A 16,691-nucleotide genomic window follows, 5' to 3' on the forward strand; every position below is an offset into this window, starting at 1 on the left:
TTCTTTAATAAAAATTAAAGTGTTGCTGAAAGAAATCCTGAAATCAAAGGGCATCAAGCAGAAGTGGTTGGCTGAAAAGGTGGGTGTTAGTGAGGTGACCATATCCAACTGGGTTCAACAAAAATCCTCACCGAACATGATCCATATGAAAAAGCTATGCGACATCCTTGGTATGTCTGTGGAGGAACTATCAAAGCATTATGGTAAATGAACAAGTTAAATATGATTTTGCCTTCACCGGTGCGTCTATGAAATATCATGACTTCATGCGGCTGGCGAACTATATGGCTGATCATGACTTCGATCCAGATGCTACTGTTCTCGATCCAGAAGAGATCATGCGCAGATCAAACAAGCGGACCAGCAAACGTGAGTTCCAGGAAATGATCAAGCGTTATCGAATGCTAACCACAGAGCAGAGGAGGTTAATCGTTGATCTTGACCCCAATGGGCAACGACAACTCGCAATGATCGGACTATGCAAGGCACATCCATTTATTAAAGACTTCATCATTGAAGCGGTGAGAGAGAAGTTCATCTCGCTGGATTTCAAGCTAACAGATGGTGATTATCAATCCTTCCTGAATCGTAAGATGGAGTTGCACCCTGAGTTAGAGCAATTCTCTGATTCTACATCAAAAAAAGCTAAACAGGTGACCTGGAGAATCCTTGAACAAGCTGGACTGATCGACAATACTAAGGATAAGATCATTCTACCTCAGTTTGTCAATCAACGTGTCATGGATGTGCTGCTTGAAGATGATGCTAACCTTTTAAAAATATTTCTGATGACAGACCATGATATAAAATTACAAAGGGTATGATGCCGATTGAAGACATAGCGGAGAAGTTCAAGCACTTGCTGACGGTTATCCAGATGGAAAAATTTCTGGACATGGAAGCCTTAGGAGGCGAGATACCCTTTTTTATCTCCACTTATAATCCAGAGCAGGAACTGGATATTGTCAAAGCCATAAAAGGACTGAAGAATAAACTCGAAACCAAGGGTATTCAAGTTCTGGAACTCAATCTATATGATATATGTATGAACATCCTTGATGAGCAACTCGGAAAGGGAGAGATTTTCGAACTGGAAATACAGATTGACAAGACTGAATTCAAAAATGCACTCCAGTCTGTCCTGGATATCAAGGAAGTGGTCATGCCCACAATCAAAAGCATCATTGATGCAAACAATGCCAGAGTCTATTTCATAACCGGAGTAGGCAATGTATACCCCTTTATTCGATCCCACAACATCCTTAACAACCTACAGAATGTGGCGAAGGAAGCTCCTACAGTGATGTTCTTTCCAGGCATCTATAATGGTCAATCTCTGGAGCTATTCGGGAAACTCAAGGATGATAATTACTACCGTGCATTTAACCTCGACAACTATAAGATATGAAGATTAACAAGCTATTCCTTAAAGATGTAAACCGACCCATTGAAACCGTCATTAAAGCGGATGATCAGGAGCATGTATTGACCGAGGTTGAGGAATATGTAGTTACGAAAGAGATCGTCAAAAAGCTTAATAAGGACGATTTGTTCAGCAACTACTTGAATCCGGGAGCGGCGAATGGTGTCTGGATCTCAGGCTTCTTCGGCTCGGGTAAATCCCATTTACTGAAGATTCTATCTTATGTGCTTGAGAACAAAGAATACAATGGCTCCAAGCTGGGGGATATATTCTCATCCAAGATAGAGGATGACGAAATGTTGAAAGGGGATGTGGATAAGTCAACGAAGATCCCATCCGAATCAATCTTGTTCAATATCGATCAACAAGCTCAGATCACCTCGAAAGCTGATGAGGATGCGATCCTGAATGTATTCTATAAAGTATTCAATGACCATCTTGGATACTTTGGCGCTCAACGTCATGTTGCCGAGTTTGAGCGATGGTTGGATAATGAAGGGGTTTACGGTCAATTCATGGAGTTGTATGAAGAAAATGCAGGCGAACACTGGACAGTAGGGAGACGAAAATATTTTGCTCCAAAAACCAAAGAAGCCATAGCGAATGCTTTGGCTCAGATCCATAATGATTCACCAGAAAAGTATCTCGATATCCTGGAAACCTTGAGAAAGGATAATCGAATATCTGTTGAAGACTTCGGGGATAAAGTTTCAAAATACATCAAGACTAAAGCGCCTGGATTTAGGCTCAACTTCTTCATAGACGAGGTAGGTCAGTTCATTAGCGGCAATACCAAATTGATGCTTAATCTTCAGACCATTGCTGAAACCTTATCCACAAAATGTAAGGGTCAGGCGTGGATTTTTGCTACTGCCCAGGAGGATCTGGAAGCAATTGTGGGAGATAATTCAGCAGTTTACTCAGATGATTTCTCGAAGATTCAGGGCAGGTTTAAAATTCGTATTCCCCTGACTTCAGCCAATGTGGACGAGGTCATTGAGAAACGATTGTTGGCTAAAACCGGAGAGGCTACAACCTTGCTTTCAGATAAATGGAAGGAGAATCATGCCAACCTGAGTACCATTCTTTCATTTTCGGAAGCTGGCGTACAATTCCGGCAGTATCAAGATGAAAAAGACTATGTAAGTAAGTATCCATTTATCCCTTATCAGTTTGATCTCTTCCAGCAAAGTATACGGGCATTATCCAAGCACAATGCTTTCCAGGGTAAGCACGCTTCCATTGGTGAACGGTCCATGCTGGGTGTATTTCAGGAGGTGCTGAAGAGCATTGAGTCGGAGGACACCAATACGATGGTCAGTTTTGATAAGATGTTCGAAGGGTTGAGATCTACCATACGTGGAGAGATCCAGAATGCAATTACACTTGCCGAACGTAACATCACAGATGAACTGGCAATCAGGGTATTGAAAGTACTATTCCTGGTTAAGTATTATTCAAACTTCAAGACCACTGCACGGAACATCTCTGTGCTGTTGCTCACCTCATCGAATACCAACCTCAAGGAACATGAAAAGGCTGTTCAGGAAGCCCTGAACCTATTAGAGAATCAAACCTATATCCAACGCAATGGTGATGTGTACGAATACCTTACGGACGATGAGAAGGATGTTGAGAATGAGATCAAGGCTACTGTTATTGATAGCCAGCAGATCACTCAATTTTTCAATGAGATCATCTTTGACTCGGTGATCGGTGACAACCGAATCCGGTTCATGGATAATAAGCAGGATTATGAGTTTACCAAAAAAATAGATGGTGCTACCGTTGGAAGAGATAAAGAGCTGATTCTGGAGATCCTGACTCCTAATTCAGATCAGTACGGTCGGCAAGAGTTTTATAAGGCGCATACGATGGGCTACAATACGATGGCATTATTTGTACTGCCGGAATCGGATCGTCTGCTTCAGGATGTGCGGTTGTATCTCAAAACGGAGAAGTACTACAAGCAAAACATATCATCTACTAATAATCAGATACTGAGTCGAATTATTTTCGAAAAACAGCAACAAAATGTTCAGCGAAAGCGACAATTGGTCAACCAGGTGAGGCAATTACTCGGACAGTCCGCTGTATACATGAATGGGTCCAAACATGATGTAGGTCATACCGCTGATGGCAAAACCAAAGTGATCAATGCTTTTCAGGATCTGATCAAACTGGCATACTCTAATCTCAGGATGTTGGGCAGTGTCCAGTACAATGAGGATATGATTAAGAATGTTATCCGGTCCCGACAGGATGATCTTTTTGGTTCGGATGACCAGACCATGAGTGAAGCAGAGTCTGAAGTGTACAACCTGATCATGCGTCGAAAAAAACAATCGGAGCGCACTTCAGTTTCGGATCTGCGTGATCACTTCACAAAGAAACCTTATGGGTGGTACATGAATGCCATTTTATATATGGCTGCTCGGTTGTATAAGCGAGGTAAGATCGAGGCTCGTCAGGACTCAAACCTCTTATCAGATGAGGACTTCCTAGCCAACCTTTTAAATAATAGAACCTTCAGCAATACACTACTGGATCCACAGGTAGATTTTGATCAACGATTGGTGAGAAAACTCAAAGAGGTGTATCAGGACCTTTTCGATGAAGCCTGCCCAGTCAGCGAAGCTCGGGATGTTGCCATAAAATTCAAGGAACGGGCTAAAACGGAATCCCGTGAGCTACACCAATTGGTGGGGAATAAATCTTCTTATCCTTTTATGGAACAGCTATCACCTATTGCCGATAAACTCGATAAACTAAGCGGACTGGAATACGGGGTTCTGATTACTCAGGTAAGTGATTTTGAAGATGAGCTTCTCGATTTGAAAGAAGATGTCCTGGATCCGATTCGTAAATTCTGGAATGGGGAACAGAAGAAGATCTTTGATAAGATCAATGTCTTTCTCAACGGGGATCAGTCCAACTTTGAATATGTAGATCATAGCGAAATCGAAGCCCTGAAATCCATCAGGAATCATCCAGAACCATACAAAGGCAATCTCATTAGGGATGCTAAGGAACGGTTGGATGCCTTATCGAGGAAAGTGACCGATAAGATCCAGGAGGAAAAGGATAAAACCCTGGCAGCAGTCATGGCTTCCAGGAAACTATTGGAGGATCAGGACGGATTCACATCTCTTGAGGTAAACCAACAGCAAAAGATCGTGACGCCGCTTGATGATCTTGTTGCTAAAGTGAAAGGTCAACGATATATCTCAACCATCCGTCAGTATGAGACACAGATCCCTGGAATCGTTGCAGAGCAAAAAACGGTCTATCAACGGCTGGTGAATCCAGAAGAAAAGATCGAATACATACCTGTAAACATGGTGAAGATAATGTTCAATAAAAAAGAACTTAAGACGGTGGAAGAAATTGATGCTTACATCCAGAAACTTAAAGAGGAAATGGTGCGACATATTGATCAGAACAGAAGAATAACCTTATAGCTCAAAGCTGTTAGGGATTAGCCATTAGCTAAATTCAACCCTCCTAATAGCTAAAAGCTTATAACTAAAAGCTACTAAATGAGAAACTTTAAAGAATTAAAAATATGGAAAAGAAGCTTCAAAATGGCAAACGAAATATATAAAGTAACAAAGTCATTTCCCGCTGAGGAGAAATATGCATTGATCTCTCAGATCAGAAGATCGGCTGTATCCATTCCCTCCAATATTGCTGAAGGATGTTCAAGAAACTCCAATAAAGATCTAGGACGATTCGTAGAAATAGCAATAGGCTCAGCCTTTGAACTAGAAACACAACTTTTAATCGCCAAATCACAAAATTTTGGGAATAGCAAAATTGATGAAATCATAGATGAGATAAATCAACTCCAAAAAATGATGAACGCCTTCAAATCCAAGCTAACCCCTAAAACCTAACAGCTAATCCCTAAATTATGAACACCAACCAACTCAAAAAATTCGCCCAGGAAGCCCGTCGGAAACTGCTACAACAAGTAGGAGCCAAACTGGAGTATGTACTTACCCATGATACAGCAGAACTGAGGGAGAAGGCTACACAAGTCAATAATCTAAAGGACGAATTGAATCGAATAGGGAAGCAGCAACTCATTGATAAGGTCGCCTACACCTGGTTCAATCGGTTGATGGCTCTACGGTTTATGGATGCCAATGATTATCAGCCTTCGGGCATACGCATCGTTTCGCCAAAAGATGGATATACCCTGCCCCAGATATTGGATGAAGCTAAACAAGGGCATTTTCCAGAAGATATATCCATAGACAAACAGAAAGTGCTGGATATTCTGGATGGCAGGATACCCAGTAACAATCCACAGAATGAAGCCTTCCGGGTATTACTGGTGGCTGCCTGTAATGCACTTCATCGGCAATTCCCTTTCTTGTTTGAGCGGATCAATGACTATACAGAATTGCTCTTGCCAGATGACCTAACCAGTGAATTTTCAATAGTCAATGATATCGTGCAGGGCATGACTCCGGACGACTGCCAAGAAGTGGAGATCATCGGATGGTTGTATCAATTCTATATCTCAGAGAAGAAGGACGAGGTATTCGCCTCCAAAGGAAAGGTGAAAAAGGAGGATATACCTGCCGCTACCCAACTGTTTACACCTCGCTGGATTGTGGAGTATATGGTACAGAATACTCTTGGCAAATTATGGCTTCAGAACAAACCTCAATCACAACTTATGGAACACATGCCTTACTTCATTGAGTCAGCGTCTTTGAACGCGAATGATTATCTGCATGTGGACTCAGTAGAAGAGATCAAATTGTTGGATCAGGCATGCGGAAGTGGACACATTCTGGTGTATGCTTTTGAGTTGCTGACCAAGATCTATGAAGAGGAAGGATATAACCCAAGCGACATCCCTAAACTGATCATAGAGAAGAATCTCTACGGTTTTGAGATCGATGAACGGGCAGCTCAACTGGCAGGTTTTTCCTTGCTGATGAAAGCACGGGGATATTACCGTCGCCTTTTCCGAAAAGAGATCCAGCCCAATATTCTTTGCTTTGAAGATGTAATGTTTGAGCCCAATGAACTGGAGAATTACCTGAAGCAAATGAATATGGACTTATTCAGCCAGGATCTGAAAGCTGATATCCAGCTCTTTGAACAAGCGACCAATCTCGGATCACTCATTCAGACTCATACGCGGAATGTCCCCATCATCGAAAAGCAGCTGCCTTCGTCAGATTTTTTCCTGGCACGGACGCATTCAAAAGTGTTATCTGTCCTTCGACAGATTGGATTGTTGAGTATGAAGTTCCACTGTGTAGTCGATAACCCACCGTATATGGGTGGAGGAAATATGAATAAGGTATTATCTGATTTTGTGAAGACGAACTATCCAGACAGCAAGTCGGATTTGATGGCAGCATTTATGGAGTGTGGGATAAACGCATTATTGCCAAATGGATTTCTGGGTATGATTAATCAGCATTCCTGGATGTTTTTAAGCAGCTATGAAAAGCTCCGGGAAAAGTTAATCGACAACATATTCTTTGATACACTACTTCATTTGGGCCCTCGAACATTCCCAGAGATAGGCGGCGAGGTGGTCCAGAATGCATCCTTTACTTTTATCAATGCTGAAATTGAGGATCAAGGATCCTACATAAGATTGGTGGACTACGATAATTCAGAATTGAAATGCACCAAAACCCTCGAAGCTGCTGAAAATCCTGATTGCGGCTGGATCTACAACGCCAAACAAAAAGACTTTGAGAAGGTGCCGGGGAGTCCGATTTCCTACTGGGTTAAGAATGAGGTATATTCTGTATTTGAAAATTCTATTCCAATGCATTCTATAGGAGTTGCAAGAATGGGATTAGCTACTGGTAACAACAATAAATTTGTACGGTTATGGCATGAAACATCCTTTTACAATATGGGCTTCAATATTGAGTCAAGGCAACAGGCACTTATCTCTAGAAAAAGATGGTTCCCATATTGTAAAGGTGGTAGTTTTAGAAAATGGTACGGCAACAATAATTACATAGTAGATTGGTCAAATGATGGACATGAAATTCAAAACACTCTTCATCCAAGTGGAAATAGAATCTGGGCGCATAATTTTAACTTAGATTATATTTTTAAGCCTAGTCTAACCTTTGCACTATTAGGTAGGTTCTCAGTAAGGAACAATGGTTATGGTTTTTTATTTGATGGCACCGGAACTTGTGCTTTTTTTGAAACCCCTAAGAATCAAAGTATTTGCCTCGCCTTGTTAAATAGTAAATTTATTCATGAATTTAATAATATAAAAAACCCTACTCTTGCTTTTCAAGCAGGAGATTTTAACAAAATACCTATTATTGAAGGGCTATTTGATACAAACATTCACGAAATAGTTAATGACCAACTAATTAAAGTAGCGAAGCAGGAATGGGACTCTCGAGAAACCTCCTGGGACTTTCAAAAAAATGAACTCTCTCGCCACAAAGCCCAAGACCTCGAAGAAACCTATGACCTCTACCGTCAATACTGGAAAAACAAATTCCACCAACTCCACCTTAACGAAGAAGAGCTCAACCGACAATTTATTGATATCTACGGCTTGCAGGATGAATTGACCCCGGATGTGCCATTAGAAGACATCACCATTCTCCAGCAGGAACTTGACCAGAAAAAGCTGAAAGAACTTTCCAGTCAGTACCAAAGTGGATGGCAGTTGGTGGATGGTGAATGGAAATTGCCCCAGCAAAATGCATATCCCGAGCTGCCCTTTGATAAAGAAGAAATCATGGCGCAGTTTGTCAGTTACTCAGTAGGCTGCATGTTTGGTCGCTACTCTCTGGACAAGGAAGGCTTGATCCTTGCTAATCAAGGAGAGTCCTTGGAAGATTATTTGACCAATGCAGGTAAATCGGCATCTGATGTATCCTTCCTGCCCGATGACGATGCCATCATACCAGTCTTGGACGACGAGTGGTTTGAAGATGATATCGTAGGGCGGTTTTACGAATTCCTGAGGGTCACCTACGATGAGCGAGACTTTCAGAAAAACCTCGCCTTCGTTGAGGAAGCATTGGGCAAAGACATTCGCAAATACTTTGTTAAAGATTTCTACAATGATCACCTCAAGCGATACAAGAAGCGACCGATCTATTGGATGTTCTCTTCTCCCAAGGGATCCTTCAATGTCCTGATCTATATGCACCGGTACACACCGGATACCCTTAATAACATCCTAAATAACTATCTCCGGGAGTTCATACAAAAGCTACAATCGCAGAAGTCACATTACGAGCGGATCCTGGTGTCAGGCAACACCCGAGAGCAAAACCAGGCGACCAAGCAGATTGATAATCTGGAGAAAATGATCCTGGACTGTGAGGAATACGAGCGGGAGATATTGTACCCTTTAGCCACGGAGCGTATATCCATCGACCTGGATGATGGTGTCCTGGTGAACTACAACAAGTTTGGAAAAGCGGTGAAGGAAGTGAAAGGGCTGAATGACAAGAAAGCGAAGGAGAAAGTGCGGAATTTTGATTGGATTGATGTAACAACAATTAAGTAATGGCTACGAATTACTCGGCAATATCAGACTTTAATGTCAAGCAACTTGGGTTAGACACCAAATCCAGAAAGAGTCAAGTAAATATGTACTCTGACTCTACGCATTTCATCTTTGAAATATTACAAAATGCCGACGATTATGGAGCCACTGAGATTTCCTTCAAGCTGGAACCCAATCAACTGATCATTGAACATAATGGCGTCCCTTTCAAAGAGGAGAACGTTAAAGCCATAACTTATTTTGGTAAAAGCACCAGTGCTGATGATTTAGTAAAAACCGGCAGATTTGGCATCGGCTTCAAATCTGTCTTCGCATTTACCGCTACACCAATTGTATTATCAGGTGAAGAGCAATTCCAGATTTATGATCTATATAAGCTAAGGCCTTACGCAGGCATCCAAAACAGGCAGCCAGAACGGACTTACATTATTCTTCCCTTTAATCATGAAGAGTTCAAACCAGACTTTGTCGAAACGCACTTATCAGCCAAAGAGGCTTATCACAAGATTGCTGAAAGACTAAAAGACCTTGACAAGAAAACAATATTATTTACAAGGAATCTCCAAATTGTTGAGTGGGAAACACAAGAAAAGAAGAGCTTTTATTCGAGAGAGGACCAAATATTCGAGAACTATAGAATTTCTAGCATTACCGATGACTTGAGAGGAGCTGAAAGCAGGTTTCTAGCTTTCTCTAAAGCTGTTAAGTGGGAACAAGAAAGTGGCGAGCAACAGTTTAAACCTGTGGAAGTAGCATTCTACTTGAATGAGGATTCCCAAATTATCCCTGGTCCGAGTTTTTTGTATGTACTTTTTAGTACCATTCAGGAGACCCATCTGAAATTCATAATAAATGGCCCATTTAGGACCAACCCTTCCAGGGAGAGTATAGCACATGATGACCCCTTCAATCTGTATCTTCTGAAGCTCGTTGAAGAAATGTGGCCTGAAATTCTTGGTACACTTAAGGCCAAGGGTTTTCTTTCGATAAAAGTCCTCAATTCCCTGCCAAATGATTCCGATGATCTACCCTCGTTTTATGAGCCCATTAGAACAAGGATAATAAAGTTGTTTCAAGATTACGAATTCCTGCCTGCCGAGGATGGCACTTATGTCTCGGCAGGGTCCGGAGTTACTGGCCCCAGCAAACTAAAGCAACTCTTCTCCAATGAAGATCTTTCGTTCCTTGTAAAAGAAGTTAGCCTTAAGTGGCTTAAGAATCCACCTTCAAATTCAAGAGCGGCCCGGTTCATTCGATCATTGGATATTCAATATTGGGGATGGGATGACCTCGCAGATTTGCTGGAAGAGGGATTTTCTGAGCCAGGATCTTCATGGTATGTTGATGAGGATGAAATTGCCCAATTCAAAAAGAATTGTAAATGGCTGCTCCGAAAAGATCCTAGTTGGTTGCAGAGGTTTTATATGGATCTTGCCGAGGCTTGTAATAATGGGAATATTGAACTACGATACAACTACAGAACGAGGGTTTCTTCTGTTCCTTTTAAGGACAGCCATATCATCGTTATTCAGAATGTTGAAGGCTTAACGACTCAAAGCATATCAAATTGCAAGTTCCCCAAAGAAGGCTATACAGGATGTGTCGCGGATTTCATAATTCAGCATGAGAATGAAGAAATCAAATTACAAATTCGAGATAGTCTGGAGGCCTTGGGTGTTACAGAGATCGATGAAGAGGATGAATTAAGAATCCTACTTGATGAAAAATACTCCAGAGGTACTGAACATGAAATAGATGAGCTTTGGATCAAGGAGCACTTAAAAGATCTCGGAAGGTTCTCCAATTACTTTCTGGAAACTAGCGATACGAGTATTTTCAATGGATTCCACTTTCTTCTCATATCCGAGGGAGATAGACTTGAGTCACCAGCCAATATATATATCGATGAGCCATATACTCATACCGGATTGAATGATTTGTATAAATCTGATGTGGATGAGATAGATGACAAGGGTATATTATGTCCCATCTACGCAGACATTTACAGCGATATTTTTGAATCGTTTCTACGATCTCTAGGCGTACAATTCGAGCTGGTTATACGAAAGACATCAACTTCCGGAAATCCGCAACGAGATAACCTAAGGTCTTTTTATGGGAGTCGCGAGACCGACACGAAAATTGACAGGGATTACAAGATTGAGCATTTGTCAGATATCCTTGAGGCCAGAGAAGTGAACCTGGCAAAATTAGTATATGAGACAGTTAGAAAAGCAGATCCAGAAGTATTGACCGCTCAATTTAGGCCTAATCAGGAATGGTCCATAAAAACCGCACCTTCTCAGCTCGTACACATACTATCAACTCTATCATGGATGCCAACCAAATCAGGAGAGTTTAAAGAGCCAAGATTTGTGACCGAGTCTACACTTCATGGCGACTTTGAATTTGACAATAGTAATGGTTGGCTCGAGGTTATCGGTTTCGATAGTTCCCTCAGTCACAATGAAGATGATGATGAAATTGCACAAAAGAGAGGTTACTCCTCGGCTGAGGAAATGAATGATTGGAATAAGCTACGAAATGAGGCAAGAGAGAGAGGAGTGTCTCCTGAAGACATGAGAAAGTCATGGATTAAAGATAATCCTGAAAGACCTGTTTCAGACCCAACAAACATACAGTCTGCACGAAAAGAAACAAGACAAGGGTATAAGCAGTCTCCTAATAAATCGTACTCACCGAAAGCTAAAGTTACCCGTGATAATTCAACTAATGAGGAAAGAAAACAGTATTTGAAGCAACTGAATACAAATTCAGTGGGTGAAATGATATGCCAATTGTGCCATGAAGTAATGCCATTCAAATACAATGGAGAGTATTATTTTGAAGCTGTTGAGATTTTAGACAGAAAGAGGTTGCCAAAGGAGTACTTCAAACAATACGTGGCTCTATGTCCAAATTGCGCAGCGAAGTATAAATTATACATAAAACAAGATGAGAGGAAGTTGGAAGATTTGGCATGGGCAATTAAAGAACTAATAATAAAAGAAAATGAAGAAGATATTCAGGATGATTTGGAAATATCTGTCGAGTTAGATGTAAAATGCGTCTTATGGTTTACCAGGGCACAAATTGTTGATTTAAAAGTTATCCTGGAAGACAATCTTGATTATTAAAAAACCATAATGAAAAGAATCGAAGAATCCCTACATAAAATCTTTCTGAATCATCGGGTCGTTTTCTGGTACGACGATGAGGAAAAGTTGCGTGAGCAATACGAGGCTATTGCATTGAATGACATAGAGAAAATTGAGGTGAATAGCAATGAATTTCAAGTAAAGTACACCATCCTTCGTGGATTTCCCAGGACAAAGTTTCTGCTCTATTTTCCAGAGGGTGAAAAACCACACGATCAAAATTGGCTCCTGGACCTACAACTGGCATATAAAGAGTTTCACACTGACCAGGAGGCGATGTTCCTACAGGAATTGGGTTTGGACTATTATCTCAAAGAGTTTGTACGATCTCATATAGAATTTTTCCAGAATAAGGAACGACGAGCTAAACTGAAAGAACTCATTGCCGAAGGGGATTCCGAAAGGGATTTAGAGTATAAGCTGATGGCAGTTGTTTTCAATACGGACTATCCAAATCTGGAGGCTTATATCCAGGCTTATGCTAATGCTTATATCGACGGAAACTCCAAGGTTGAGAGAGAACTGGAGCGATTCAATCTAAGTGACCTGTTCTGGAGGACAGTCAGGAGAAAGTTTGATTACCACAATGATCAACCAGCGATCTATGATTTCCTGATGGATGTTTTTTCAAGGAATTTTAGCCCTACCAATGAGGGCAGATCGATCAAGGAAACCAAAATATTATTGTCCTTGTGGAAGGACGCTATATCCTACCAGGATGCCTTCCGCAGGCTTTCAGATAAGCTGGCTGATGATTTACAAATTGAATCCAAGTTACAGGATGCTCCCCTGGAGTCAGTTCTCCAGGACGACTTATTTAAAATCATTGATCTGAGGATCATCCATGAATTGGTCCACCGCGTAGTCGACCAGGAGTTTAGTCTGGATAAGCTTGCCTCCTACACCAAGACACGTGAGAATAAATACTGGTATTCTGAATTCAAGGACTTTTACGAATGTCTGTTGCTGTCAGCCAATATGTTTGACAAAGTCAGTAAAGCAGTATCACAAAAGATAAGCTCGGTGGAAGAAGCCGCTATGCTTTATGCCAAGGATTTGTATCTGATCGATTACTACTATCGAAAGTCCATCTACCATTATCGTCAAACCGGAAGGAATCGGGTACTCCAGCCGCTAATGGAGAAAGTCCTGAAGGTATATTCGAATGATTGGTTGTTGGCATTGAATAACAAACTCCAGGATCGTGTCAATGACATGGATGCGTGGATTCAAAACTCACAGAAGGCTCAAAACCGCTTTTTCCAAAATCATGTCAAAAGTTTCACCAATAAACCTCAAAGACTATTTGTGGTCATCTCTGATGCATTGCGCTATGAGAATGGATGGGAACTTTGTCAGGACATTCAGACTGAAAAGCGTTATGAGGCAGATATAGATTATATGATCACGGGATTGCCTTCCTACACCCAGTTGGGAATGGCAGCATTGCTTCCTCATCAGCAGCTTAATATTCATCCTGGTGATTGTGCAGTGCTGGCAGATGGCATATCCACCGTCGGTCTGCAAGGAAGAACCAAAGTCCTGGAAACGAATTCAGGTGTACGAGCGGTTGCCATCAATGCAGAGGACTTCATGAAAATGAACGCTTCGACAGAAGGTCGATCCTTTGTCAAGCAGTACGACCTGATTTACATCTACCATAACCGCATTGATAAAACCGGTGACGATAAAACTTCCGAGGATAAGGTCTTCGAAGCTGTAGACGAAGAAATTGCATTTCTCAAAGAACTGCTCCGTAAGATCGCCAATGTGAACGGTAATAACATTTTCATTACTGCTGATCATGGATATATCTATCAACATGAAACACTTGAAGAAAGTGAGTTTGCATCAGTTGATGTAAAAGGTGAGGTCTGGAAAACGAATCGTCGGTTCATACTGGGAAGGAATTTGGAAGCGGCAAATGCACTGAAGAAGTTTAATGGCTCTCAGCTTGGGTTGACTGAAGATGTTGATGTATTGATCACCAAGGGCATCAATAGACTCCGGATAAAAGGAGCTGGATCAAGATATGTACATGGAGGGGCTTCGCTTCAAGAGATTGTAGTACCCCTGCTCAAAGTTTCCAAGAAGCGAGAAGATACCACCACCCAGGTGGATGTGGATATTATCAAATCCACGGACAAGATTACCACCAATATATTGGCTGTTTCCTTCCTGCAAAAAGAACTGGTCACTGAGAAAGTACAGCCTCGCCAACTAAGAGCATTTATTAAGGCAGAAGATGGCGAGACTCTATCCGATATCTTCAACTATAACTTTAATGCTACTGAGGGTAGTGAGCGACAACGTGAAGTCAAGCACCGGTTTCAGTTGAGTTCGCAAGCAAGCGGGAAGTACAAGAATCAACGGGTTTCGCTGATTCTGGAGGAACCGGTTGAAGGTACTTCAAAGTGGAAAGAGTACGAATCGTACTTGTACACCCTGAACATTTCATTCACTAATGACTTTGACGATTTTTAAAATATGAATCCAATAGATAAAAAGCTCAATCAATATTTTGCCGGAAAGGTCGTACGCAAAGATCTGACGAAATTGGTCAAAGGCAATGCGATAGTTCCTACTTACGTGCTGGAATACCTTCTCGGTCAATATTGCGCTACCAGTGATGAAGAAACCATTAAGGCAGGCGTAGAAACAGTTCGGAATATCATTGCCAAACATTTTGTACATCGGGATGAAGCTCAATTTATTAAATCAACGATCAGAGAAAAAGGTTCTCACCGAATCATCGACAAAGTATCCGTGAGGCTCAATGAGACTAAAGATCGTTACGAAGCCAATTTTGCCAATTTAGGATTGAAGAAGGTAGTAATTGATGATAGTCACATCCAGAGGCATAAAAAACTACTTTCAGAGGGAGTATGGTGTATCGTCGTGATGGGGTATATTCCCATCGATGACCGCGAAGGTTCTCCCTGGTTGATCGAGAGTTTGAAACCCATTCAGATCAGTGGAGTAGATCTGGATGAATACAAAGACCTAAGAAGATCATTCACCAAGGATGAATGGCTGGATATATTGATGCAGACCATTGGGTTGAATCCAGAAGAATTTACTTTTCGTTCTAAGTTGATCCAGTTGACAAGATTGGTGCCTTTTGCGGAGAACAATTATAATCTCATTGAATTAGGACCTAAAGGAACAGGAAAGTCTCATATATTTTCAGAGTTATCCCCACACGGCATCTTATTGTCAGGCGGTGAGGTAACTAAGGCTAAACTTTTCGTAAATAACAGCACAGGAGATATTGGGCTGGTAGGTTACTGGGATGTAGTCGCCTATGATGAATTTGCCGGGAAAGTCAAAAGAGTGGATAAAGGCTTGGTGGACATCATGAAGAACTACATGGCAAATAAATCTTTCTCCAGGGGTACTCAGGTTTATGGTGCATCAGCCAGTATGACTTTTGTGGGCAATACGGAGCATTCGGTGCCATACATGCTTCGACATAGCGACCTTTTTGAGGCGCTACCCTCGCAATATTACGATACCGCATTCCTGGATCGGATCCATGCCTATCTCCCCGGTTGGGAAGTACAGAAACTGCGGAATGAAATGTTTACAGATGGCTACGGCTTCATAGTAGATTATCTGGCGGAGGTTTTGAAAGAGATGCGTAAGGAAGACCATATGCACGATTATAAGCGATTCTTTGACCTTTCTGATTCCATTACCACCAGAGACAAAAATTCCATAGCAAAAACCTTTTCTGGGCTTCTAAAAGTGATCTATCCCCATGGGGAATATTCTGAAAAGGAAGCTGAGGAGTTATTGGATTTCGCTATTGAATGTCGAAAGCGAGTAAAGCTCCAGTTGACTAAAATGGATGAGACTTTCGAAGAGGTTGATTTCAGTTACTCCGTCATTTCATCAGGAGGGAAAAAGACCGTTGAGACACTGGAGATAACAGAATTTTCAGCTCCTACAATCAAAGCATCAAATGAACAGAAATCTCAGGAAGAGGCAAAACCGGAGATGAAGAAACTGATTCGAAAAGAAGGTCAGACCATTATCCGGGATAATCAAACAGGTGTTTCCTATGAAGGACTGTTTGGAGATTATCTGGAAGGTGCAGAAGAAATTACTGTTGTCGACCCTTATGTCAGGCTTCCATACCAGTTGAGAAACTTCATGGAGTTTGCTCAACTAATATCCAAGCGCAAGTCAATGGATGATGAAGTAAAACTCCATTTGGTCACAAGTAACAATGAAGACTACATTGAGAATGCTCGTGAGTCATTCACCCAGATAGCAGACACAATTAAACCCCTTGGAATATTCTTTACTTACGAGTTTGATGAGAACATTCATGATCGATCCATCCTACTCGATAATGGCTGGAAGATCGTCCTTGGAAGAGGTTTGGATATTTTCCAAAAAACCGGCGGTTGGTTTGATATAGCGGAGTATGATCAAACCAGGCGGCAGTGCAAGGCATGTGAGATTACTTATATGAAAATGAAGTGATGTATCAAACTTCTATCTATGAGGAAGCTTAATTGATTCATATTTCTAAATTGACTGGGATTTCGAGTCAGTTATTGTTTTTCATCAAATT

At 41.4% G+C, this 16,691-nt stretch carries 9 protein-coding genes; all 9 read left to right on the top strand.

Features of this window, described 5'->3' with window-relative positions:
- Window positions 1-19 precede the first annotated feature (19 nt).
- Entirely contained in the window at window positions 20-211 is a 192-nt protein-coding gene (locus LVD47_RS24110) for a helix-turn-helix transcriptional regulator (protein WP_369427805.1), read from the top strand.
- Window positions 201-824, top strand: coding sequence for a DUF1819 family protein (locus LVD47_RS14070; protein WP_236977630.1), 624 nt, complete (start codon window positions 201-203; stop codon window positions 822-824). Before LVD47_RS24110 ends, LVD47_RS14070 begins: the two co-directional genes overlap by 11 nt.
- Window positions 821-1,408 (top strand): DUF1788 domain-containing protein, encoded by a 588-nt coding sequence (locus LVD47_RS14075; protein ID WP_236977632.1) that lies wholly within the window; start codon window positions 821-823, stop codon window positions 1,406-1,408. Before LVD47_RS14070 ends, LVD47_RS14075 begins: the two co-directional genes overlap by 4 nt.
- Complete coding sequence (gene brxC / locus LVD47_RS14080; RefSeq protein ID WP_236977640.1) at window positions 1,405-4,884, top strand: BREX system P-loop protein BrxC; 3,480 nt, start codon at window positions 1,405-1,407, stop codon at window positions 4,882-4,884. Before LVD47_RS14075 ends, brxC begins: the two co-directional genes overlap by 4 nt.
- A gap of 78 nt (window positions 4,885-4,962) precedes the next feature.
- The gene (locus LVD47_RS14085) at window positions 4,963-5,319 is read left to right on the top strand and encodes a four helix bundle protein (protein WP_236977650.1); all 357 of its coding nucleotides are present in this window, start codon (window positions 4,963-4,965) and stop codon (window positions 5,317-5,319) included.
- Window positions 5,320-5,336: 17 nt separating this feature from the next.
- Entirely contained in the window at window positions 5,337-8,951 is a 3,615-nt protein-coding gene (pglX, locus tag LVD47_RS14090) for a BREX-1 system adenine-specific DNA-methyltransferase PglX (protein WP_236977658.1), read from the top strand.
- Window positions 8,951-12,088: a sacsin N-terminal ATP-binding-like domain-containing protein gene (locus LVD47_RS14095; RefSeq protein ID WP_236977660.1), complete on the top strand. Its 3,138-nt coding sequence runs from the start codon at window positions 8,951-8,953 to the stop codon at window positions 12,086-12,088. Before pglX ends, LVD47_RS14095 begins: the two co-directional genes overlap by 1 nt.
- Before the next feature lie 9 nt (window positions 12,089-12,097).
- A complete protein-coding gene (pglZ, locus tag LVD47_RS14100; protein WP_236977674.1) occupies window positions 12,098-14,593 on the top strand; it encodes a BREX-1 system phosphatase PglZ type A in 2,496 nt (831 codons plus the stop codon).
- Window positions 14,594-14,596: 3 nt separating this feature from the next.
- Window positions 14,597-16,600 (top strand): BREX system Lon protease-like protein BrxL, encoded by a 2,004-nt coding sequence (brxL, locus tag LVD47_RS14105; RefSeq protein ID WP_236977688.1) that lies wholly within the window; start codon window positions 14,597-14,599, stop codon window positions 16,598-16,600.
- Window positions 16,601-16,691 lie beyond the last annotated feature (91 nt).

The sequence above is a fragment of the Membranihabitans maritimus genome (genome assembly GCF_021729145.1).
GTDB classification, from domain to species: Bacteria; Bacteroidota; Bacteroidia; order Chitinophagales; family Saprospiraceae; genus Membranihabitans; species Membranihabitans maritimus.